The organism is Enterobacter sp. 148H3, assembly GCF_034107425.1.
GTDB classification, from domain to species: Bacteria; Pseudomonadota; Gammaproteobacteria; order Enterobacterales; family Enterobacteriaceae; genus Enterobacter; species Enterobacter vonholyi.
In genome coordinates this window covers 183,547-204,162 of record NZ_JAWNEI010000004.1, presented here as the reverse complement: position 1 = coordinate 204,162, position 20,616 = coordinate 183,547, and the positions used below count along the sequence as shown (strand labels likewise).

General features: G+C 58.0%; 19 protein-coding genes. 10 read left to right on the top strand and 9 right to left on the bottom strand.

What is annotated here, in order from left to right; translation table 11 throughout:
• Nucleotides 1-19: 19 nt before the first annotated feature.
• From gpmA to modE, 7 genes are all read right to left on the bottom strand, one after another.
• Entirely contained in the window at nt 20-772 is a 753-nt protein-coding gene (gene gpmA / locus USH94_RS07615; protein ID WP_023310804.1) for a 2,3-diphosphoglycerate-dependent phosphoglycerate mutase, read from the bottom strand.
• A 206-nt stretch (nt 773-978) separates the two neighbouring features.
• Nucleotides 979-2,019, bottom strand: coding sequence for a galactose-1-epimerase (galM, locus tag USH94_RS07610; protein WP_111963797.1), 1,041 nt, complete (start codon nt 2,017-2,019; stop codon nt 979-981).
• Nucleotides 2,013-3,161, bottom strand: a complete 1,149-nt coding sequence (gene galK / locus USH94_RS07605; protein WP_111963798.1) for a galactokinase — start codon at nt 3,159-3,161, stop codon at nt 2,013-2,015. Before galK ends, galM begins: the two co-directional genes overlap by 7 nt.
• 3 nt (nt 3,162-3,164) lie before the next feature.
• Nucleotides 3,165-4,211 carry a galactose-1-phosphate uridylyltransferase gene (galT, locus tag USH94_RS07600; protein WP_111963799.1) on the bottom strand — a complete coding sequence of 349 codons (1,047 nt, stop codon included), beginning with the start codon at nt 4,209-4,211 and terminating at the stop codon, nt 3,165-3,167.
• Nucleotides 4,212-4,220: 9 nt separating this feature from the next.
• The gene (gene galE / locus USH94_RS07595) at nt 4,221-5,237 is read right to left on the bottom strand and encodes a UDP-glucose 4-epimerase GalE (RefSeq protein WP_048026980.1); all 1,017 of its coding nucleotides are present in this window, start codon (nt 5,235-5,237) and stop codon (nt 4,221-4,223) included.
• Between the two features lie 201 nt (nt 5,238-5,438).
• A complete protein-coding gene (gene modF / locus USH94_RS07590) occupies nt 5,439-6,911 on the bottom strand; it encodes a molybdate ABC transporter ATP-binding protein ModF (RefSeq protein WP_111963800.1) in 1,473 nt (490 codons plus the stop codon).
• A 67-nt stretch (nt 6,912-6,978) separates the two neighbouring features.
• A complete protein-coding gene (gene modE / locus USH94_RS07585; protein ID WP_111963801.1) occupies nt 6,979-7,767 on the bottom strand; it encodes a molybdenum-dependent transcriptional regulator in 789 nt (262 codons plus the stop codon).
• Nucleotides 7,768-7,894: 127 nt separating this feature from the next.
• Between modE and USH94_RS07580 the strand changes: the two genes are divergently transcribed.
• The 4 genes from USH94_RS07580 (at nt 7,895) to modC (ending at nt 10,746) form a co-directional block, all read left to right on the top strand.
• Nucleotides 7,895-8,044: an AcrZ family multidrug efflux pump-associated protein gene (locus tag USH94_RS07580; protein WP_008501118.1), complete on the top strand. Its 150-nt coding sequence runs from the start codon at nt 7,895-7,897 to the stop codon at nt 8,042-8,044.
• A 178-nt stretch (nt 8,045-8,222) separates the two neighbouring features.
• Entirely contained in the window at nt 8,223-8,996 is a 774-nt protein-coding gene (gene modA, locus USH94_RS07575) for a molybdate ABC transporter substrate-binding protein (protein ID WP_111963802.1), read from the top strand.
• Entirely contained in the window at nt 8,996-9,685 is a 690-nt protein-coding gene (gene modB / locus USH94_RS07570) for a molybdate ABC transporter permease subunit (protein WP_032641645.1), read from the top strand. Before modA ends, modB begins: the two co-directional genes overlap by 1 nt.
• Nucleotides 9,686-9,687: 2 nt before the next feature.
• On the top strand, nt 9,688-10,746 hold the full coding sequence (gene modC, locus USH94_RS07565) for a molybdenum ABC transporter ATP-binding protein ModC (RefSeq protein WP_111963803.1): 1,059 nt from the start codon (nt 9,688-9,690) through the stop codon (nt 10,744-10,746).
• Here the strand turns inward: modC and USH94_RS07560 are convergent, their stop codons facing one another.
• Nucleotides 10,747-11,565, bottom strand: a complete 819-nt coding sequence (locus tag USH94_RS07560) for a pyridoxal phosphatase (RefSeq protein ID WP_111963804.1) — start codon at nt 11,563-11,565, stop codon at nt 10,747-10,749.
• Nucleotides 11,566-11,705: 140 nt separating this feature from the next.
• Here USH94_RS07560 and pgl point away from each other — a divergent pair, with 140 nt between their 5' ends.
• Nucleotides 11,706-12,701, top strand: a complete 996-nt coding sequence (gene pgl, locus USH94_RS07555) for a 6-phosphogluconolactonase (protein WP_045909472.1) — start codon at nt 11,706-11,708, stop codon at nt 12,699-12,701.
• Between the two features lie 87 nt (nt 12,702-12,788).
• Here the strand turns inward: pgl and USH94_RS07550 are convergent, their stop codons facing one another.
• Nucleotides 12,789-14,072: a putative acyl-CoA thioester hydrolase gene (locus USH94_RS07550; protein WP_111963805.1), complete on the bottom strand. Its 1,284-nt coding sequence runs from the start codon at nt 14,070-14,072 to the stop codon at nt 12,789-12,791.
• A 224-nt stretch (nt 14,073-14,296) separates the two neighbouring features.
• On the opposite strand from USH94_RS07550, the gene hutI reads away from it, so the two are divergent.
• The 5 genes from hutI (at nt 14,297) to hutH (ending at nt 20,542) form a co-directional block, all read left to right on the top strand.
• Complete coding sequence (gene hutI / locus USH94_RS07545) at nt 14,297-15,520, top strand: imidazolonepropionase (protein ID WP_111963806.1); 1,224 nt, start codon at nt 14,297-14,299, stop codon at nt 15,518-15,520.
• Complete coding sequence (gene hutG, locus USH94_RS07540) at nt 15,517-16,455, top strand: formimidoylglutamase (RefSeq protein WP_111963807.1); 939 nt, start codon at nt 15,517-15,519, stop codon at nt 16,453-16,455. The genes hutI and hutG overlap by 4 nt, the downstream gene beginning before the upstream one ends.
• Nucleotides 16,456-16,474: 19 nt before the next feature.
• The gene (locus USH94_RS07535; protein WP_111963808.1) at nt 16,475-17,209 is read left to right on the top strand and encodes a histidine utilization repressor; all 735 of its coding nucleotides are present in this window, start codon (nt 16,475-16,477) and stop codon (nt 17,207-17,209) included.
• A 127-nt stretch (nt 17,210-17,336) separates the two neighbouring features.
• Nucleotides 17,337-19,025, top strand: coding sequence for a urocanate hydratase (gene hutU / locus USH94_RS07530; protein ID WP_111963809.1), 1,689 nt, complete (start codon nt 17,337-17,339; stop codon nt 19,023-19,025).
• On the top strand, nt 19,022-20,542 hold the full coding sequence (hutH, locus tag USH94_RS07525) for a histidine ammonia-lyase (RefSeq protein WP_032656312.1): 1,521 nt from the start codon (nt 19,022-19,024) through the stop codon (nt 20,540-20,542). Before hutU ends, hutH begins: the two co-directional genes overlap by 4 nt.
• Nucleotides 20,543-20,616: the final 74 nt, after the last annotated feature.

Here is a 20,616-nt window from a genome sequence, read left to right as displayed (position 1 = left end):
TTTTTATGTCTGGCGAAAATTACTTCGCTTTACCCTGGTTCGCAACAGCCGCTGCTTTCGCCGCGATCTCTTCTGCGTTACCCAGATAGTAGTGTTTGATTGGCTTGAAGTTTTCGTCGAATTCATACACCAGCGGTACGCCGGTTGGGATGTTCAGTTCGAGGATTTCGTCTTCACCCATGTTGTCCAGGTATTTCACCAGCGCACGCAGAGAGTTACCGTGAGCCGCGATGATCACGCGCTCGCCGCTTTTCAGGCGTGGCAGAATGGTTTCGTTCCAGTAAGGCACAACGCGGTCGATGGTCAGCGCCAGGCTCTCGGTGGTTGGCAGCTCAGCGTCGGTCAGCTTCGCGTAACGCGGGTCGTGTCCCGGGTAGCGCTCGTCATCTTTGGTCAGCTCTGGCGGGGTGATTGCGAAGCCGCGACGCCACTGTTTAACCTGCTCGTCGCCATATTTCTCAGCGGTTTCCGCTTTGTTCAGGCCCTGCAGCGCACCGTAGTGACGTTCGTTCAATTTCCAGGACTTCTCAACCGGCAGCCAGGCCTGATCCAGTTCGTCCAGCACGTTCCACAGGGTGTGGATGGCACGTTTCAGCACAGAGGTGTAAGCAAAATCAAAGCTGAAGCCTTCTTCCTTCAGCAGTTTACCTGCTGCTTTTGCTTCGCTTACGCCTTTCTCGGACAGATCAACGTCGTACCAACCGGTAAAGCGGTTTTCGTTGTTCCACTGGCTTTCGCCGTGACGCACCAGGACCAGCTTAGTAATAGCCATCTCTTACTCCTCAAGCATTTTTAGAATGATAACAATTCTCATTATATTGCCGTGGCCGTGCCAGCAGCAACGCTTAACCCTAACCATAGCGAAAATAGTCTCTGAGTGTAAGATGCTTGTGAATCCAGGGTTATGATTTTGTCTGCGATCGGCGCTATTTTCAGCAAGGCGTGCAGAAAAAAGCCCTCCGGAGGGAGGGCTGAATATTAATGTGGAATAAAATGGTATTCCGTCACGCTCACGTACTCTTCACCCGGGTGCAGCACGCAGCCTGGCTGCGGCCATTCCGGATGGTTCGGGCTGTCCGGCAGGAACTCGCTCTCCAGCGCCAGGCCTTGCCAGTCGCTGTACTCATCGTGTTCGCGCGCCGTCGTGCCGCCGAGGTAGTTGCCTGAGTAAAACTGCAGGGCAGGGGCAGTGGTATAAACCGTCATCTGCAGCTTGTCATCCGCAGACCAGACTTGCGCGGCAGGCTGCTTCACATCACCTTTGGCCTGCAGCAGGAAAGCGTGATCGTAGCCTTTCACCTTACGCTGATCGTCATCGCTCAGGAAATCCCGGGCGATGGTTTTCGCGCTGCGGAAGTCAAAGCTGGTGCCGCTCACGTCTTTAAGGCCCTGATATGGAATGCCCATCTCGTCAACCGGCAGATACGCATCCGCCAGGAGCTGCAGCTTGTGCTCACGCACGTCGCACTGGCTACCATCCAGATTAAAGTACGCGTGATTGGTCAGGTTGACCGGACACGGCCTGTCGACCTTCGCGCGGTATTCAATGGCGATACGGTTGTCATCGGTCAGCGTAAAGCGCGCGGACGCGGTAAGGTTCCCCGGGAAGCCCTGATCGCCATCAGGCGAATCCAGTGAGAACAGCACTTCACCGTCGTTTTGACGAACAATCTTCCAGCGGCGTTTATCAAACCCGTCCGGCCCGCCGTGCAGCTGGTTCTCACCCTGGCTAGGAAGCAGGGTGTACTGCTCGCCGTTGAGTTCAAAACGGCTCTTCGCGATGCGGTTAGCATAGCGCCCAACGGACGCGCCCAGATAGGCGGACTGATTGACATACTGCTCGGGTGAGGCGCAGCCGAGCAGGGTCTCGCGCACGCTGCCGTCCGGCATCGGTACGCGGGCAGAAAGAAGGGTAGCACCCCAGTCCATCAGCGTAACGACCATCCCAGAGCTGTTGCGCAGGGTTAACAGGCGATACGGCAGACCATCCGGTGCGAGTGTAGGTGTTTCGTTTAGCACTGTCCGGCTCCTTGTGATGCTTTACAAACATAGAAGGTTTCTTTGATGCCTGTTTTTGCTTCGTACTGCTTCGCCACGGCATCCTGTATGGCAGGGACCAACTCTTCTGGCACCAGCGCAACGATACAGCCGCCAAAACCGCCGCCCGTCATGCGCACGCCGCCTTTGTCGCCAATGGTCGCTTTGATGATTTCCACCAGGGTGTCGATCTGCGGAACGGTGATTTCAAAATCATCGCGCATGGAGGCATGCGATTCCGCCATCAGCTCACCCATGCGTTTCAGGTCACCTTTCGCCAGCGCGGACGCGGCTTCAACCGTACGGGCATTTTCCGTCAGCACGTGACGAACGCGTTTGGCGACAACCGGATCCAGCTCGTGCGCCACTTTGTTAAATTCATTGAGCGTCACGTCGCGCAGGGCTGGCTGCTGGAAGAAACGGGCGCCGGTTTCACACTGTTGGCGGCGGGTGTTGTATTCGCTGCCCACCAGCGTGCGCTTAAAGTTGCTGTTAACGATCACCACGGCCGCGCCTTTTGGCAGGGGAACGGCTTTGGTTCCCAGCGAACGGCAATCAATTAACAGGGCATGCTCTTTTTTCCCGAGCGCGGAGATCAGCTGGTCCATAATGCCGCAGTTACAGCCCACGAACTGGTTTTCTGCTTCCTGACCATTCAGGGCGATTTGCGCGCCATCCAGCGGCAGATGATAAAGCTGCTGGAATACGGTGCCGACGGCAACTTCCAGAGACGCAGAGGAGCTTAAGCCCGCACCCTGCGGCACGTTGCCGCTGATGACTAAATCCGCACCGCCGAAGTTCTTGTTACGCTTCTGAAGGTGTTTCACGACGCCGCGCACGTAGTTAGACCACTGCTGGCTGTCGTGTGTCACAATTGGGGCATCGAGGGAAAATTCGTCCGTCTCATTACCGTAATCAGCCGCAATCACGCGGACTTTACGGTCGTCGCGTTTCGCACAGCTGATAACGGTCTGGTAATCGATGGCGCACGGCAGCACGAAACCATCGTTATAGTCGGTGTGTTCACCGATCAGGTTAACGCGGCCTGGCGCCTGGATAACGTGGGTGGCAGGGTAGCCAAATTTCTCAGCAAACAGGGATTGTGTTTTATCTTTCAGACTCATTTTTTAGACTCCTGATTCGCGATAGTGGACGTCGCTAACGGCACGCAGACGTTCTGCCGCCTGTTCCGCCGTCAGGTCACGCTGGGTTTCTGCCAGCATTTCGTAGCCCACCATAAATTTACGTACCGTCGCAGAGCGCAGCAGCGGCGGATAGAAATGGGCATGCAATTGCCAGTGCTGATTCTCTTCCCCGTTGAACGGCGCGCCGTGCCAGCCCATGGAGTACGGGAAGGAGCACTGGAACAGATTGTCGTAACGGCTGGTCAGCTTTTTCAGCGCCAGGGCAAGGTCGTCGCGCTGCGCGTCGCTGAGATCGGTTATACGCAGAACATGTGCTTTCGGCAGCAGCAGCGTCTCAAACGGCCACGCGGCCCAGTAAGGCACGACGGCCAGCCAGTGTTCGGTTTCCACCACGGTACGGCTGCCGTCGGCCTGTTCACGCTGCGCGTAGTCCACCAGCATCGGCGAGCCGTTTTCCGCGTAATACGCTTTCTGCAGACGGTCTTCACGCTCGGCTTCGTTAGGCAGGAAGCTGTTCGCCCAGACCTGGCCGTGCGGATGGGGGTTCGAGCAGCCCATGGCCGCGCCTTTGTTTTCGAACACCTGCACCCACGGATAGCTCTGCCCCAGCTCTGCGGTTTGCGCCTGCCAGGTGCTGACGACCTCTTTCAGCGCGTCCACGCTCAGCTCCGGCAGCGTCTTGCTGTGATCGGGCGAGAAGCAGATCACGCGGCTGGTTCCGCGCGCGCTTTCGCAGCGCATCAGCGGATCGTGGCTTTCAGGCGCGTCCGGCGTGTCGGTCATCAGGGCGGCAAAATCGTTTGTGAACACGAAGGTGCCTTTGTAGTCCGGGTTTTTATCCCCGGTAACGCGCGTGTTGCCTGGACAGAGGAAGCAGTCCGGGTCGTGCTGCGGCAGGGTCTGTTTTGCAGGCGTCTCCTGCGCCCCTTGCCAGGGGCGCTTAGCGCGATGCGGAGAAACTAAAATCCATTGCCCGCTCAACGGGTTAAAACGACGATGCGGATGATCGACGGGATTAAATTGCGTCATGACGGATCCTTAGTCCGGATAGCCTTGCGGGTGGCGTGACTGCCAGTGCCAGGTATCCTGTGCCATTTCATCAAGCGTGCGCGTCACACGCCAGTTAAGCTCTTTGTCGGCTTTGGTGGCATCGGCCCAGTAAGCAGGCAGATCGCCCTCGCGACGCGGTGCGAAGTGGTAGTTCACCGGCTTGCCGCAGGCTTTGCTGAAGGCGTTAACCACGTCCAGCACGCTGCTGCCGACTCCGGCGCCGAGGTTGTAAATATGCACACCCGGTTTGTCAGCCAGCTGCTGCATGGCCGCAACGTGACCGTCGGCCAGATCCATTACGTGGATGTAGTCGCGCACGCCGGTGCCGTCTTCGGTCGGATAGTCATTGCCAAAAATCGCCAGCGAGTCGCGACGGCCAACGGCAACCTGGGCGATATACGGCATCAGGTTGTTTGGGATGCCCTGGGGATCTTCACCCATATCGCCAGACGGATGCGCGCCGACCGGGTTGAAGTAGCGCAGCAGCGCGATGCTCCACTCCGGCTGGGCTTTTTGCAGGTCGGTCAGGATCTGCTCCACCATCAGCTTGCTTTTGCCGTACGGGCTTTGCGGGGTACCGGTCGGGAAGCTTTCAACGTAAGGAATTTTCGGTTGATCGCCGTAGACGGTGGCGGAGGAGCTAAAGATGAAGTTTTTGACGTTCGCCGCGCGCATGGCGGAGATGAGACGCAGAGTGCCGTTGACGTTGTTGTCGTAATACTCGAGCGGCTTCGCAACGGATTCACCGACCGCTTTCAGACCCGCGAAGTGGATCACCGCTTCTATGGCGTGGTCGTGAAGGATCTCGGTCATCAGCGCTTCGTTGCGGATGTCGCCTTCCACAAAAGTCGGTTGTTTACCGCCAAGACGTTCAATCACAGGCAGCACGCTGCGCTTACTGTTGCACAGGTTGTCGAGAATGATGACGTCATGGCCGTTTTGCAGCAGTTGCACGCAGGTATGACTACCTATGTAACCGCTACCACCTGTTACCAGAACTCGCATATTTCGCTCCATTGGGCTTATGGTATGTAATAACCATAGCATAACAGAGACGCGAAAAGTGTGACATGGGATAAAATAGTGGAATCGTTTACACTCGTTTTCACACTCACTTTTTTCATGACTGAGAGCATTCTAGATCAAAGAGATAGCGATGTATTGATGCAAGTTATCTGAAAAAGAGGAGGGCAGAGCCCTCCGCGGTTAATCAACGTTGCTGAGAAGGTAGCGATAACCCTCACCGTCCGGAACAAACTCCAGGCGATGCGTGATGCAGGCGGGGGCATCTTCGGCATGATGTGAAACGAAAAGCAGCTGCGTTTCACCTTCGCTAATCAGCACGTCCACAAAGCGGCGGATAAGCTGGCGGTTCAACGGGTCGAGTCCCTGCAGCGGTTCGTCGAGGATCAGCAGCGTAGGGTGTTTCACCAGCGCGCGAACGATCAGGGCCAGACGCTGCTGCCCCCACGAAAGACTATGAAACGGCGCGTCAGCAACCCGGTTGTCCATGCCCAGAATGTCCAGCCACTGCTGGGCGAGCTTATGTTGTTTATCCGACACCGCCTGATAAATACCGATGGAATCAAAATACCCGGAGAGGATCACGTTGCGTACCGTGGTACTGACCCGGTAATCCAGATGCAGGCTGCTGCTGACGTAGCCGATGTGTTTTTTGATATCCCAGATGGTTTCGCCGCTGCCGCGACGCCGACCAAACAGCGTGAGGTCGTTGCTGTAGCCCTGCGGATGATCGCCGGTGATCAGGCTCAGCAGCGTCGATTTTCCCGCGCCGTTGGGGCCGACAATCTGCCAGTGCTCGCCCGGATTGACCGTCCAGCTGAGGCGGTTAAGGATCGGGCGATCGTCATAAGAGACCACACCATCCCGCAGCACGATGCGCGGCTGGTGGGGATCAAGCGCGTGGCGCGCCGACGGGGCGTCGGGTTCCGGAAGGGTAATACCGTCGAGCTGTTCGCTGTGCGCGAGCTGGGCAATCAGCGCCTGCTTAAGCAGCGCGGTTTTTTCGCCGGTCTCGGTCAGGTTACAGTCGGCCAGGACGCCCGCGTGCTGGATAAATTCCGGAATTTCATCGAAGCGGTTAAGCACCAGCACGAGGGTATATCCCTGCTGATTAAGCGACGCCAGCAGAGACGCCAGCTGCGCCCGGGACTGCACGTCAAGACCGTCGAACGGTTCGTCCAGAATAAGCAGTTCAGGTTCGCTCATCAGCGCCTGACAAAGCAGCGTTTTTCGCGTCTCGCCGGTCGAAAGGTATTTAAAGCGCCGGTTCAGTAGAGGGGTGATACCGAACTGTTCTGCCAGGCGCTGGCAGCGGGCGGGATCCTTCACTTCATCCTGAATAATTTCCGCCGTCGTACGGCCGGTATCGTCTTCGCCAGGGCTGAGTAAATCGGTGTTGTTGCGCTGCCACTCGTCGCTGACCAGCTTTTGCAGTTGTTCAAACGACAGGCGCGTCAGGCGCGTAAAGTCGCTCTGGTATTCGCCTTTGAGGAGGTTGAGCTCTCCCGCCAGCGCGCGGGCCAGCGCGGATTTACCGCTGCCGTTAGTGCCGACAAACGCCCAGCTTTCACCCGCGCGAATCGTCAAATCAGCAATCGTTAGCGTTCGGGTATCGCTAAGACGAAACGTGCCTTGCGAAATATGCAATGATGACATGATTTATCCCTGTTTTTGCAGCACCAGATATCAGGGATACGCACTGTCGGTTCGATTGTCAATGTGCTCAGCACAAAGTGGCGATAATCATCCGGTCCGCGTTGAAATAAGCGGTGACGACAGCACCTTCTTCTAAGTCGTCCGACTCGCTGAGCGGTATGGTCGCACAAAGCGGTTGCCCATCTGCCAGGGTCATAAGCACTTCGCATTGCGCCTGGCCGCGTTCGATATGGCGGATTGTGCCCGGCAGCTGGTTATCTGCTGCCTTTGCCGCGTCGGGATCGCGCGTGATAGTGACCCACGGCGCTTTCAGCAGCACCAGCACCTCTTTACCTTCATCAAGCTCAAGACGCTCTGCGCTCTGCGCCGTTATGGCGGCTTTCAGACGGGTGGTGCCATCGGCAAGCAGGATCTCAATATGCTGCTGTACCTGGAGATCGTCGCGCGCCGTCACCGTACCAAACCACTGGTTGCGGGCGCTGGTTTGTAAAGAGAAGCGGGAAATGGCGGCCAGCAAACTGTCCAGCGGAACGTTATCGTCATCGCTCAACACATCAAACGCTTTTTGCTGGATCTGCGCCAGCAGATCGTAAAGCTGAATTAGGCGCTGGCCATAACGCGTCACGATCGCACCGCCGCCGCCTTTGCCGCCCGTGGCTCTGTCCACCAGCGGGTGTTCGCTCAGGGTGTTCATCTCGTTGATGGCGTCCCAGGCGCTTTTATAGCTGATTCCCGCGTTTTTCGCCCCCTGGCTAATCGAGCCCGTTTGTTCTATTTGTTTAAGCAGGGCGATACGTCGCGGATCGGCGAAAAGCTTTTGCTGAAGTCGTAGAGTGAGGAGAATTTCGGCCTGCATAACAGTGTCCTGGCAAAAAGAGTATTGTGACCCAAATGGTGCAGGGCGCAAAGGGTACCGCACAAAAGGGGATGTTTTTCTCACTATTCAGGGTAGAATGAGTCATTCACAATATCTGGAGAAAACCATGTTAGAGTTGTTGAAAAGTCTGGTATTCGCCGTGATCATGGTACCAGTAGTGATGGCCATCATCCTCGGTGCCATCTACGGCCTGGGTGAAGTGTTCAACGTCTTTTCGAACATTGGTCACAGAGACCAGGCTAAAAAGCAGCATTGATTCCCCTCAAAACGCCCGGCTTGTCCGGGCGTTTTGCTCTCAAGATTTTCCCGTTTTCGCCGATATAATTTAACGCATCACACCGGTTTACCCATTCAGCGGTACGATTAAACGCTGGGATCTCCCTGACGTTATCGTTATATTAATGTGTATATAACGCTACTCACAGGAGTTACAGATGGCACGTTCATGGGTACGCCTTTTTGCAGGGGCAACATTGACGCTTTCCCTTACCGGACACGCGCTGGCGGACGAGGGTAAAATCACGGTCTTTGCGGCGGCGTCGTTGACTAACGCGCTGCAGGATATTGCGGCGGCGTATAAAAAAGAGAAAAACGTCGAGGTGGTCTCCTCTTTTGCCTCTTCCTCGACGCTGGCTCGCCAGATAGAAGCGGGCGCACCGGCGGATCTGTTCATCTCGGCGGATCAGAAGTGGATGGATTACGCGGCGGAGAAGAAATCAATTGATGCGACAACCCGCGAAACGCTGCTGGGGAATAGCCTGGTTGTCGTGGCGCCAAAAGGCAGCGCGCAGGCGGACATCACTATCAACAAACAGACCAACTGGACGAGCCTGCTGAACGGTGGCCGTCTGGCGGTGGGCGACCCGGCGCACGTTCCGGCCGGGATTTATGCCAAAGAAGCGCTGCAAAAGCTGGGCGCATGGGAGACGTTGTCGCCGAAGCTGGCCCCGGCCGAAGACGTGCGCGGCGCGCTGGCGCTGGTGGAACGCAACGAAGCCCCGCTGGGCATTGTGTATGGCTCTGATGCCGTAGCCAGTAAGGGGGTGAAAGTGGTGGCAACGTTCCCGGAAGACTCCCACAAGAAAGTGGAATATCCTGTTGCGATTGTTGATGGACATAAAAATGCGACCGTGACGGCTTTCCGCGATTATCTGAAGGGGCCTGAAGCGTCCGCTATCTTTAAACGTTACGGATTTACGACTCACTGATGATATTGACCGATCCTGAATGGCAGGCTGTTCTGCTGAGCCTTAAAGTCTCTTCCCTGGCGGTTGCGCTGAGTTTGCCCTTTGGGATCTTCTTTGCCTGGCTACTGGTTCGCTGTCAGTTTCCCGGCAAAACGCTGCTCGACAGCGTGCTTCATCTTCCGCTCGTGTTGCCGCCCGTAGTGGTCGGTTACCTGCTGCTGATTTCGATGGGGCGACGCGGTTTTATCGGCGAGAAGCTCTACGACTGGTTTGGGCTGACGTTCGCTTTTAGCTGGCGCGGTGCGGTACTGGCGGCAGCGGTGATGTCATTCCCGCTGATGGTGCGGGCGATACGTCTCGCGCTGGAAGGGGTGGACATGAAGCTTGAACAGGCGGCCCGCACGCTGGGCGCCGGGCGCTGGCGCGTCTTTTTCACCATCACGCTGCCCCTGACGTTACCCGGCATTATTGTCGGGACGGTGCTCGCCTTCGCCCGCTCGCTCGGCGAGTTTGGCGCGACGATCACGTTTGTGTCGAACATACCCGGCGAGACGCGGACGATTCCGTCGGCAATGTATACCCTGATTCAAACGCCGGGCGGTGAAGGCGCGGCGGCGCGGCTGTGTATTATTTCAATTGTGCTGGCGCTGGCATCGCTGATGGTGTCTGAATGGCTGGCGCGGCTCAGCCGCGAGCGGATGGGGAAATAAGCATGCTGGAACTCCATTTCACCCAGACGCTGGGAAACCATACCCTGACGCTTAACGAAACGCTGCCGGCAAGCGGAATCACCGCCATCTTTGGCGTGTCGGGAGCGGGAAAAACGTCGCTGATTAATGCCATCAGCGGCCTGACCCGCCCGCAGTCTGGCCGTATTGTTCTGAATGACCGCGTCCTGAATGACGTGGAGAACAAAATTTACCTCTCGCCGGATAAGCGCCGCATCGGCTATGTTTTCCAGGACGCGCGCTTGTTCCCGCACTACAGCGTGCGCGGCAACCTGCGTTACGGCATGGCGAAAAGCATGGCCGGGCAGTTTGATAAGCTGGTGACGCTTTTAGGTATTGAGCCATTGCTCGACAGGCTGCCATCCTCGCTCTCCGGTGGTGAAAAACAGCGCGTGGCCATTGGCCGCGCGTTGCTGACCGCACCCGAACTGCTGCTGCTCGACGAACCGTTGGCCTCGCTGGATATTCCGCGTAAACGCGAACTTCTGCCTTATCTACAGCGCCTGACGCGGGAAATTAATATTCCGATGCTCTACGTCAGCCATTCGCTGGATGAGATCCTCCATCTGGCCGACAAGGTGCTGGTGCTGGAAGAGGGCAGCGTCAAGGCCTTCGGCAACCTGGAAGAGGTGTGGGGCAGCAGCGTGATGCACCCCTGGTTGCCCCGGGAACAGCAGAGCAGCATTCTGAAAGTAAGCGTCCTGGAACATCATCCGCACTACGCGATGACGGCGCTGGCGCTGGGCGATCAGCACCTGTGGGTCAATAAGATCGACAAGCCGTTACAGTCCGCGCTGCGTATTCGCATCCAGGCGTCGGACGTCTCGCTGGTGCTGCAGCCCCCGCTGCAAACCAGTATTCGAAATATCCTGCGCGCCAAAGTGGCGGAAAGTTTTGATGATAACGGGCAGGTGGAAGTGAAGCTCGAGGTCGGCAGCAGGACGCTCTGGGCGCGCATCAGCCCGTGGGCCAGGGATGAGTTAGGGATCAAACCCGGCCTGTGGCTCTACGCGCAAATTAAGAGCGTCTCGATCACCGCCTGATTACAGCAGGTGGGTATAAATGTACTGCGCGATGCTGTCGGTGGTGTTGTCGCCAATCACCACGTTAGCGCGCGCTTTTACCGCGTCGTCGGCATTGCCCATCGCCACGCCCGTACCGGCAGCTTCCAGCATGCTGATGTCGTTGTAGTTGTCGCCGAAGGCGATCGCGTCCTGCATTGACCAGCCCTGCGATTCCACATACTGCTTCAGACGCTTGCCTTTGCTGTTGCCTTTGCGGGCAATATCCACCTGATCGTGCCAGGACCATTCGCACTCCAGACCCAGCGTCTGTTCCACGTGTTTCGCGAAGGCATTAAGCTTGGTGGTGTCTTCATCCGTCAGGGCGAATTTCCAGATAGCCTCAACGTCCTGGGCGGCCTGACGCAGGGAGGAAACTTGGGTAAAGACCGGACGCTGCGCTTCAGGCAGGGACAACGCCCAGTTGCTGGTGCGCACCACGTGGCCGGTAGGGCGCTCGTAGACCATCGCGTTATCCACATACATCAGGCCGTGAACGGCATGCTGATCCAGCAGATCAATCAGTTGCAGCGCCTGGGGAACCGGCAGCGGGTCGGATTCTAAAACCTTTTTTGCCTGATAATCATACAGATAAGTGCCATTACAACAAATTGCAGGTGTATCTAACGCCAGTGCCTGATAAAAAGGGTGAATGGCAACGTGATGTCGACCCGTTACGATAAGGAGTTGATATCCCGCTTCCTGCGCGCGTTTAAGCGCTTCCAGAGAAGAGGGGAGAAGGGTTTTTTGCGGCGTCAGTAAGGTACCGTCTAAATCCAGAGCAATCACACGCGAGGTCATCTGTTTTTCCGGGTTAATATTGAATTTACGTTTTGATGGGATGGTACACCGAGAGGCGAACGCTTCAAAATTCCTGTCGACAATTCAGCATTCACCGTCAAAAGTTAACTACTTTCATGCGCAGTGAGGAGTGAATATTCATGAAACAAACCGTTTATACCGCCAGTCCTGAAAGCCAGCAGATCCACGTCTGGCGTTTAAATACCGAAGGGACACTCACGCTGGTTCAGGTTGTTGATGTGCCAGGCCAGGTGCAACCGATGGTCATCAGTCCGGATAAACGTTTCTTGTACGTGGGTGTGCGTCCGGAGTTTCGCGTGCTGGCCTATCGCATTTCTCCGGACGACGGTGCGCTGACGTACACTGCTGAAGCCCCGTTGCCGGGCAGCCCAACCCATATCTCTACCGATCGCAAAGGCAACTTTGTCTTCAGCGGCTCGTATAACGCGGGCTGCGTCAGCGTAACGCGTCTGGAAGATGGTATTCCGGTCGAAACCGTGGATGTGGTGGAAGGGCTGGAAGGCTGCCACTCGGCGAATATCTCTCCGGATAACCGCACGCTGTGGGTACCTGCGCTGAAGCAGGATCGTATCTGCCTGTTCACCCTGAGCGACGATGGTCACCTGGTGGCACAGAATCCAGCTGAAGTTACGACTGTTGAAGGCGCTGGTCCGCGTCATATGGTCTTCCACCCGAACCAGCAGTATGCCTACGTGGTCAACGAACTGAACAGCTCAGTGGACGTATGGGAACTGAAAGATCCAAACGGTCAGATTGAGTGCGTGCAGACGCTGGACATGATGCCGTCTGATTTCTCCGACACCCGCTGGGCGGCGGATATCCACATTACGCCAGATGGCCGCCATCTGTACGCCTGCGACCGTACCTCCAGCCTGATTACCGTGTTTAGCGTTTCCGAAGATGGCAGCGTGCTGGCGGTTGAAGGCTTCCAGCCGACTGAAACCCAGCCGCGCGGCTTTAATATCGATCACAGCGGCAAATACCTGATTGCGGCGGGGCAGAAATCCCACCATATCGCGCTGTATGAAATTAAAGGCGAGCAGGGGCTGCTGGAAGAGAAAGGGCGCTACGCCGTAGGCCAGGGGCCGATGTGGGTGGTGGTTAACGCTCACTAAGCGGCTTAAAACAAAAAACCTCGCGAATGCGAGGTTTTTTTATCTCTGTGTGCCGGGTAAGGCGAAGCCGGCACCCGGCAAAACAGCTTACTGCTTCGGCTCAGCAACCACTTTGCTACCCAGACCGCGGTTGTTGTATTCCCACATGCGGTTGAAGTTAGCGTCGTTCAGGTTGCGCTGCACGTTCCCTTTATCATCCACCGCACCGGTGTTGCCGGAGAACGGACGTTTGGAGATCGCGGCATCCGCCCACGGTTTCGCCATGTTGAAGCCTTCGTTGATCACGCTGTCGCGGATCACAACCTGACCGTTGGTGGCTGAGTCCACGTCCAGGGAGCGTCCCAGCTGCGCCACGCCGTCACCGGCAGCATTAAAGCGGCTGTTCACGGCCAGGAAGCCGAAGAAGAGGTTCGACTGGGTTGCCGGAGCAAACACGTAACCTTCCTGCTGAGTACGTGAGTTCACCACGCGGAAATCGGTATTATCAAACACCACCGCGCCGCGACCGGACACCAGGTCCACGTCACCTTCAACGTAGCTGTTGGTCACAAGGGTACGGGTCAGACGGTTATTCTGCAGGGTGTTCTGCACGCCGCTGTTGGTCACGAAGAAGGTGTTCTGACGGCCCAGAATGTTGACGTTGTTAATCTGTACCTTATCGCCATCGCTGCGCAGCGCAACGGCCTGGTGGTTACCGGCGTCAACGCTGTCACCCAGGGTATTCTGAATGGTCAGGTTCTGCAGCTGCAGACCGTTATTCTGAGACCAGAATACCGCCGAGCACATTACGCCAATGGTGGCGGAACGCTTGCTCTGGCAGTTATCAAACATATACCACGCCGGTTTGCCCGGCATATATTTACCGGCCGGGTTCACCAGGTGACGCCAGGTGTTGCTGTCGATTTCGGAATCAATCGCCAGGCCAATTTTTACGTCAATCGCTTTTTCGCCCAGACCGTAAAGTGTAATGCTGCCCGGTGCCGCCGGAACATACACGGTGCCTTCATATTCACCAGGCAGGATCGCGATGTACTGTCGAGACGCGCTGTGTTTAGTGATGGCAGCATCAACCGCAGCCTGAATTGAGGTATGCGTTACGCCCTGCGCACCCGCCGGGCCAACCACGAAGTCAGGCTGTTTCGGCAGATTAATAGACGACGGGGTCCACGGCGCAGCGTTAGGATCCATCGCTGAGAAGTAGTGTGCACGGTCGAAGTTTTTCGCTTCATCAGCGGACAAAATCGGGCGGGAGGCGGTACCGGGCGCAACCTGCTCAGAAGGTCGCTGATCCGGTGGTGTTGAACTGCAAGCGGATAAGGTCACGCCAAAGGCGAGTGCTAACGCCAGACGGGAAATCCTGGAAATGTTCAAGGTAGAGCTCCTGGGTATGCAAGTCTTTACGGGACAGACGAAATAGCCTGCTTTTTTATACTAAGTTGAGCGAAACGGGAAGATAAAAAGGGTAAAAGTTCCATTTTTAGCCCGAGAGCGGCAAGTAAGTGATCACAAATAACTAACATTTTCCTTCAAGGCGGTTGACAGTAGACGGTGGATGCAAATAAATGTCTATACAACCTATGACAAGTGGAATGCCCATGCAGCAGATTCATCCCGACGATGTGATATGGCGAAATGCGCGACTGGCTACGATGGTGCCGGACGTATCTGCGCCCTATGGACTGAAAGAGCAACATGCCCTGGTCGTAAGGGGTCAAACTATCCTGGCCGTGATCCCTGAATCTGACATTCCGGCCGGACACCGTCACAGCGTCGATCTCCAGGGGCGTCTGGTCACGCCTGGCCTGATTGACTGCCATACCCACCTTGTATTTGGCGGCGATCGCGCGGCGGAGTGGGAGCAGCGTCTGAACGGCGTCTCTTATCAAACCATCAGCGCCCAGGGGGGCGGAATTAACGCTACCGTGACGGCGACCCGCAGCAGCTCGCCCGAAACCCTGCTTAAGCTGGCGCAGCAGCGGCTTCAGCGACTGATGAATGAAGGCGTCACTACGGTTGAAATCAAGTCGGGATACGGTCTAAACCCCGAGGCCGAAGAGAAGATGCTGCTGGTCGCGCGCCAACTGGGCCTCAATAATCCGATCGATATCAGCCCAACGCTGCTGGCGGCCCATGCGGTTCCGCCGGAATACCGACAGGATCCGGATGCCTACCTCACGCTGGTCTGTGAGGAGATATTGCCCACGCTGTGGCAAAAAGAGTTATATGAAGCAGTAGACGTGTTCTGTGAAAACGTCGGCTTTACCCCGTCGCAAACCGAGCGCCTCTTCAAGTCGGCAACCGCGCTCGGTATTCCGGTGAAAGGGCACGTCGAGCAGCTGTCGAATCAGGGGGGGGCGGCATTGGTCAGCCGGTATAAAGGACTCTCTGCCGATCATATCGAATATCTTGACGACGCAGGCGTTCAGGCGATGGCGCAAAGCGGCACGGTTGCGGTCCTGTTGCCGGGCGCATTCTATTTTCTGCAGGAACGCCAGCGTCCGCCGGTTGAACAGCTCAGAAAACAGGGTGTGCCGATGGCGGTCGCCACCGACTATAACCCCGGCACCAGCCCGTTTGCCAGCCTGCATCTGGCGATGAACATGGCCTGCGTCCAGTTTGGCCTGACGCCCGAGGAAGCCTGGGCTGGCGTCACGCGCCATGCCGCGCAGGCGCTGGGCCGTGGTGCAACCCACGGTCAGCTGCGGGCCGGGTTTGTCGCTGATTTCATCGTCTGGGATGCTCACCATCCGGTAGAGATGGTCTACGAGCCGGGACGCAACCCGCTGTATCAACGTATTTTCCGTGGGGAGGCAGTATGAAGTTATGGCGGCCCGTTGCAGAAACGGTCTGGCAGGGGCGCGACGACAGCGCCGAGGCCAGCAACGCAACGCGCATTTTCCAGACGATAAAGCAGCAGGGAGAGTTCACGCCGCTGGCATCCGGCATTGCGCTGATAGGCTTTGAATGTGATGCGGGCGTAAAACGCAATCTGGGCAGGCCCGGTGCCGTGCAGGCTCCGGATATGCTGCGTAAGGCGCTGGCGAATATGGCCAGCCATGAGGGACACGATCGGCTGGCGGATATGGGGTCGGTTTACGTTGAAGGTGACGAGCTTGAGGCGGCACAGCAGGCGTTAAGCGATGCCGTGACGTCATGCCAGCGGTCCGGGATGCGCACGCTGATCTTTGGCGGCGGACACGAAACCGCGTGGGCGCACGGTCGCGGCGTTCTGGACGCCTTTCCGGACGAGCGGGTTGTCATTATCAATCTTGATGCCCATCTCGATCTGCGCAAGGCCGAGCGGGCGACGTCCGGCACGCCGTTTCGCCAGCTGGCGCACTACTGCGATGAGCGCGGGCGGGCATTTCAGTACGCCTGCTTTGGCGTGAGCCGGGCGGCCAACACGCAGGCGTTGTGGGATGAGGCCGAACGCCTGAACGTCACGCTGGTGGAAGATCTCCATTTCAGGCGCGATGCGCTATCCGCGCTGGAAAAGGTGCTGGCCCAGGCCGATCGTATCTATCTGACGATCGATCTGGACGTCCTGCCCGCCAGCGAAATGCCTGCCGTGTCCGCGCCGGCCGCGTTAGGCATACCGGCGCTGGATCTTCTCCCGGTTATCGAACAAATCTGCCGCAGCGGTAAGCTACAGGCCGCCGATCTGGTAGAGTTTAACCCGCAGTTCGATCGGGACGGGCAGGGCGCAAAGCTTGCCGCCCGTCTGGCCTGGCAAATTGCTCACTGGTGGGCATAACACTATTCAAGGAGTCACGATGTTTTCACGCTCACCCCTGCCGCAGTCGAGCCCTCCCGCGCCTTTCTACGAAAAGGTGAAGCAGGCGATCAGCGAAAAAATCGCCACCGGCGTCTGGCGCCCGCACGACCGCATTCCCTCGGAGGCCGATCTGGTGGCGCAGTTTGGCTTTAGCCGGATGACCATCAACCGGGCGCTGCGCGAGCTGACTGACGAAGGGCTTCTGGTGCGCCTGCAGGGCGTGGGGACGTTTGTGGCGGAACCGAAAGGGCAATCTGCCCTGTTTGAAATCCGCAGTATTGCGGACGAAATTGCCGCGCGTAATCACCAGCACCGCTGTGAGGTACTGGTGCTCGAAGAGACCCAGGCCAGCGCCGAGCAGGCGGTAGAGCTGAATGTTAAAGAAGGCAGCCGGATCTTCCACTCGGTGATGGTGCATTTTGAGAACGACATTCCGGTGCAGATTGAAGATCGCTGCGTGAACGCTGAACGGATACCGGACTATCTGAATCAGGATTACACCCAGACCACGCCGCACGCCTACCTCTCGCTCGTCGCACCGCTGACGGAAGGGGAGCACATAGTCGAAGCCGTGCGCGCGACGCCGCAGGAGTGCGAACGGCTGCGGATTAAAGAGCACGACCCGTGCCTGCTGATCCGCCGTCGAACCTGGTCCTCGTCGCACATTGTGTCGCATGCCCGGCTGCTTTTCCCGGGGAACCGTTACCGGCTGCAGGGCCACTTTATGTCATAAGTTTTATAAGCGTGATCGCTAACGCAATATAACAAAATTGTATCTTTTTTGTTAAATCTGGCCTTGTGTGTGCTTGTCTATACAAGTATATCTAAATGCATCATCTGTCCCGTATGAGGAGCACACAATGTCGTCAGGTAAATACCGCCAGCAGGATGTCCGCGCCGCGCGCGGCACCACCCTTACTGCCAAAAGCTGGCTCACCGAAGCCCCGCTGCGCATGTTGATGAACAACCTTGATCCTGAGGTGGCGGAAAACCCCCACGAGCTGGTGGTGTACGGCGGCATAGGCCGCGCCGCGCGCAACTGGGAATGCTATGACGCAATTGTAAAATCCCTGACCGAACTCGAACACGACGAAACTCTGCTGGTGCAGTCCGGCAAGCCGGTGGGCGTGTTCAAAACCCACAAAAACGCCCCCCGCGTGCTGATCGCCAACTCTAACCTCGTGCCGCACTGGGCCACCTGGGAGCACTTCAACGAACTCGACGCCAAAGGGCTGGCGATGTATGGCCAGATGACCGCCGGGAGCTGGATCTACATCGGCAGCCAGGGGATCGTGCAGGGCACCTACGAGACCTTCGTGGAAGCCGGTCGCCAGCACTACAACGGCTCGCTGAAAGGCCGCTGGGTGCTCACAGCAGGTCTCGGCGGCATGGGCGGCGCGCAGCCGCTGGCCGCCACGCTGGCCGGCGCGTGCTCGCTGAACATAGAGTGCCAGCAGAGCCGCATTGATTTCCGTCTGCGTACCCGTTACGTCGACGAACAGGCCGAGAATCTCGATGACGCGCTGGCGCGCATCAAAAAATACACGTCCGAAGGCAAAGCGGTGTCGATTGCCCTGTGCGGCAACGCGGCGGACATTCTTCCTGAACTCGTCGCCCGAGGCGTGCGTCCGGATCTGGTCACCGACCAGACCAGCGCCCATGACCCGCTGCACGGTTACCTGCCGAAAGGCTGGACGTGGGAAGCCTATCAGCAAAAAGCGGAAACCGATCCGGAAGGCACGGTGCTTGCCGCGAAGCGCTCCATGGCCGAGCACGTCTCCGCCATGCTGGCTTTCAGCCAGATGGGCATTCCGACCTTTGATTACGGCAACAACATTCGCCAGATGGCGAAAGAGATGGGCGTAAATAACGCCTTCGACTTCCCCGGCTTCGTTCCGGCCTATATCCGTCCGCTGTTCTGCCGCGGTATCGGTCCGTTCCGCTGGGTTGCCCTGTCCGGTGACCCGGAGGATATCTACAAAACTGACGCCAAAGTGAAGGAGATCGTCGCCGATGACGAACATCTGCATCGCTGGCTGGACATGGCCCGCGAGCGCATTAACTTCCAGGGCCTGCCGGCGCGTATTTGCTGGGTAGGGCTGGAGTGGCGGCAAAAGCTGGGTCTGGCCTTTAACGAAATGGTGCGCAGCGGTGAAGTTTCCGCGCCGATCGTCATTGGCCGCGACCACCTGGACTCCGGCTCCGTTGCCAGCCCGAACCGCGAAACGGAAGCCATGCGCGACGGCTCGGATGCGGTCTCCGACTGGCCGCTCCTGAACGCTCTGCTGAATACCGCCAGCGGCGCGACCTGGGTGTCACTGCACCACGGCGGTGGCGTGGGGATGGGCTTCTCCCAGCATTCCGGGATGGTTATTGTCTGTGACGGAACGGATGAAGCCGCCGCGCGTATCGCTCGCGTGCTGCACAACGACCCGGCAACCGGCGTGATGCGTCACGCGGATGCGGGTTACGAGATTGCCATTGACTGTGCCAAAGAGCAGGGCCTTAACCTGCCGATGATCCCTGCCACACAAGGAAAGCATGAATGAACGCGTTAACACTCACTCCCGGCTCGCTGACGCTTAAACAGCTGCGTAACGTCTGGCGTCAGCCGGTCACCCTTTCGCTTGATGAAAGTGCCCACGCCGCCATTAACGACAGCGTCGCCTGCGTTGAAGCCATCGTTGCCGAAGGGCGCACGGCTTACGGGATTAACACCGGCTTTGGGCTGCTGGCGCAGACCCGCATCGCGACGCACGATCTGGAAAACCTGCAGCGTTCGCTGGTGCTGTCGCATGCGGCGGGCGTTGGCCAGCCGCTTGACGATGAGATTGTCCGTCTGATGATGGTACTCAAAATCAACAGCCTGGCGCGCGGTTTCTCCGGCATTCGCCTGAGCGTGATCCAGGCGCTGATGGCGCTGGTGAATGCGGAGGTCTATCCGTGGATCCCGGCGAAGGGCTCCGTCGGGGCCTCCGGCGATCTCGCGCCGCTGGCGCACATGTCGCTGCTGCTGCTGGGTGAAGGCAAAGCGCGCTGGCAGGGCGAGTGGCTTCCGGCGAAAGAGGCGCTGAAAAAAGCCGGGTTAACGCCGATCACGCTGGCGGCGAAAGAGGGGCTGGCGCTGCTGAACGGCACGCAGGCATCGACAGCTTTCGCGCTGCGCGGCCTGTTTGAAGCGGAAGATCTGTTTGCCTCGGCGGTGGTGTGCGGTGCGCTGACCACCGAAGCGGTGCTGGGCTCGCGTCGCCCGTTCGATGCCCGCATCCACGAGGTGCGCGGTCAGCGCGGGCAGATCGATGCCGCCGCGATGTACCGTCACGTGCTTACCGACACCAGCGAAATTGCCGATTCACACCATAACTGCGAAAAGGTGCAGGATCCGTATTCCCTGCGCTGCCAGCCGCAGGTGATGGGCGCGTGCCTGACGCAGCTGCGCCAGGCGGCGGAGGTCCTGCTGGTGGAGGCCAACGCGGTGTCCGATAACCCGCTGGTGTTCGCCCAGGAAAACGAGGTGGTCTCCGGCGGTAATTTCCACGCCGAGCCTGTGGCAATGGCGGCGGATAATATCGCGCTGGCGATTGCCGAAGTCGGCGCGTTGTCCGAGCGCCGTATCGCGCTGATGATGGATAAACACATGTCCCAGCTGCCACCGTTCCTGGTGCGTAACGGCGGGGTCAACTCGGGCTTTATGATCGCTCAGGTAACGGCCGCAGCGCTGGCAAGCGAGAACAAGGCGCTGTCGCATCCGCACAGCGTGGACAGCCTGCCTACCTCGGCGAATCAGGAAGATCACGTTTCGATGGCACCGGCTGCCGGGCGTCGTCTCTGGGAAATGGCCTCCAACACCCGCGGCGTGCTGGCGGTGGAATGGCTGGCGGCAAGTCAGGGTATCGATCTGCGTGAAGGGCTAAAATCCAGCCCGCTGCTGGAGCAGGCGCGTCAGGTGCTGCGCGAGCACGTCACGCATTACGATGACGACCGCTTCTTTGCCCCGGATATTGATAAGGCGATGCAGCTTCTGGAAGAAGGGCGGCTGGTGGGGCTGTTACCTTCGGTACTGTGATTTTTTTGCCCGGTGGCGCTGCGCTTACCGGGCCTACGAATGCGAAATCCAGGCCGGGTAAGGCGTAGCCGCCA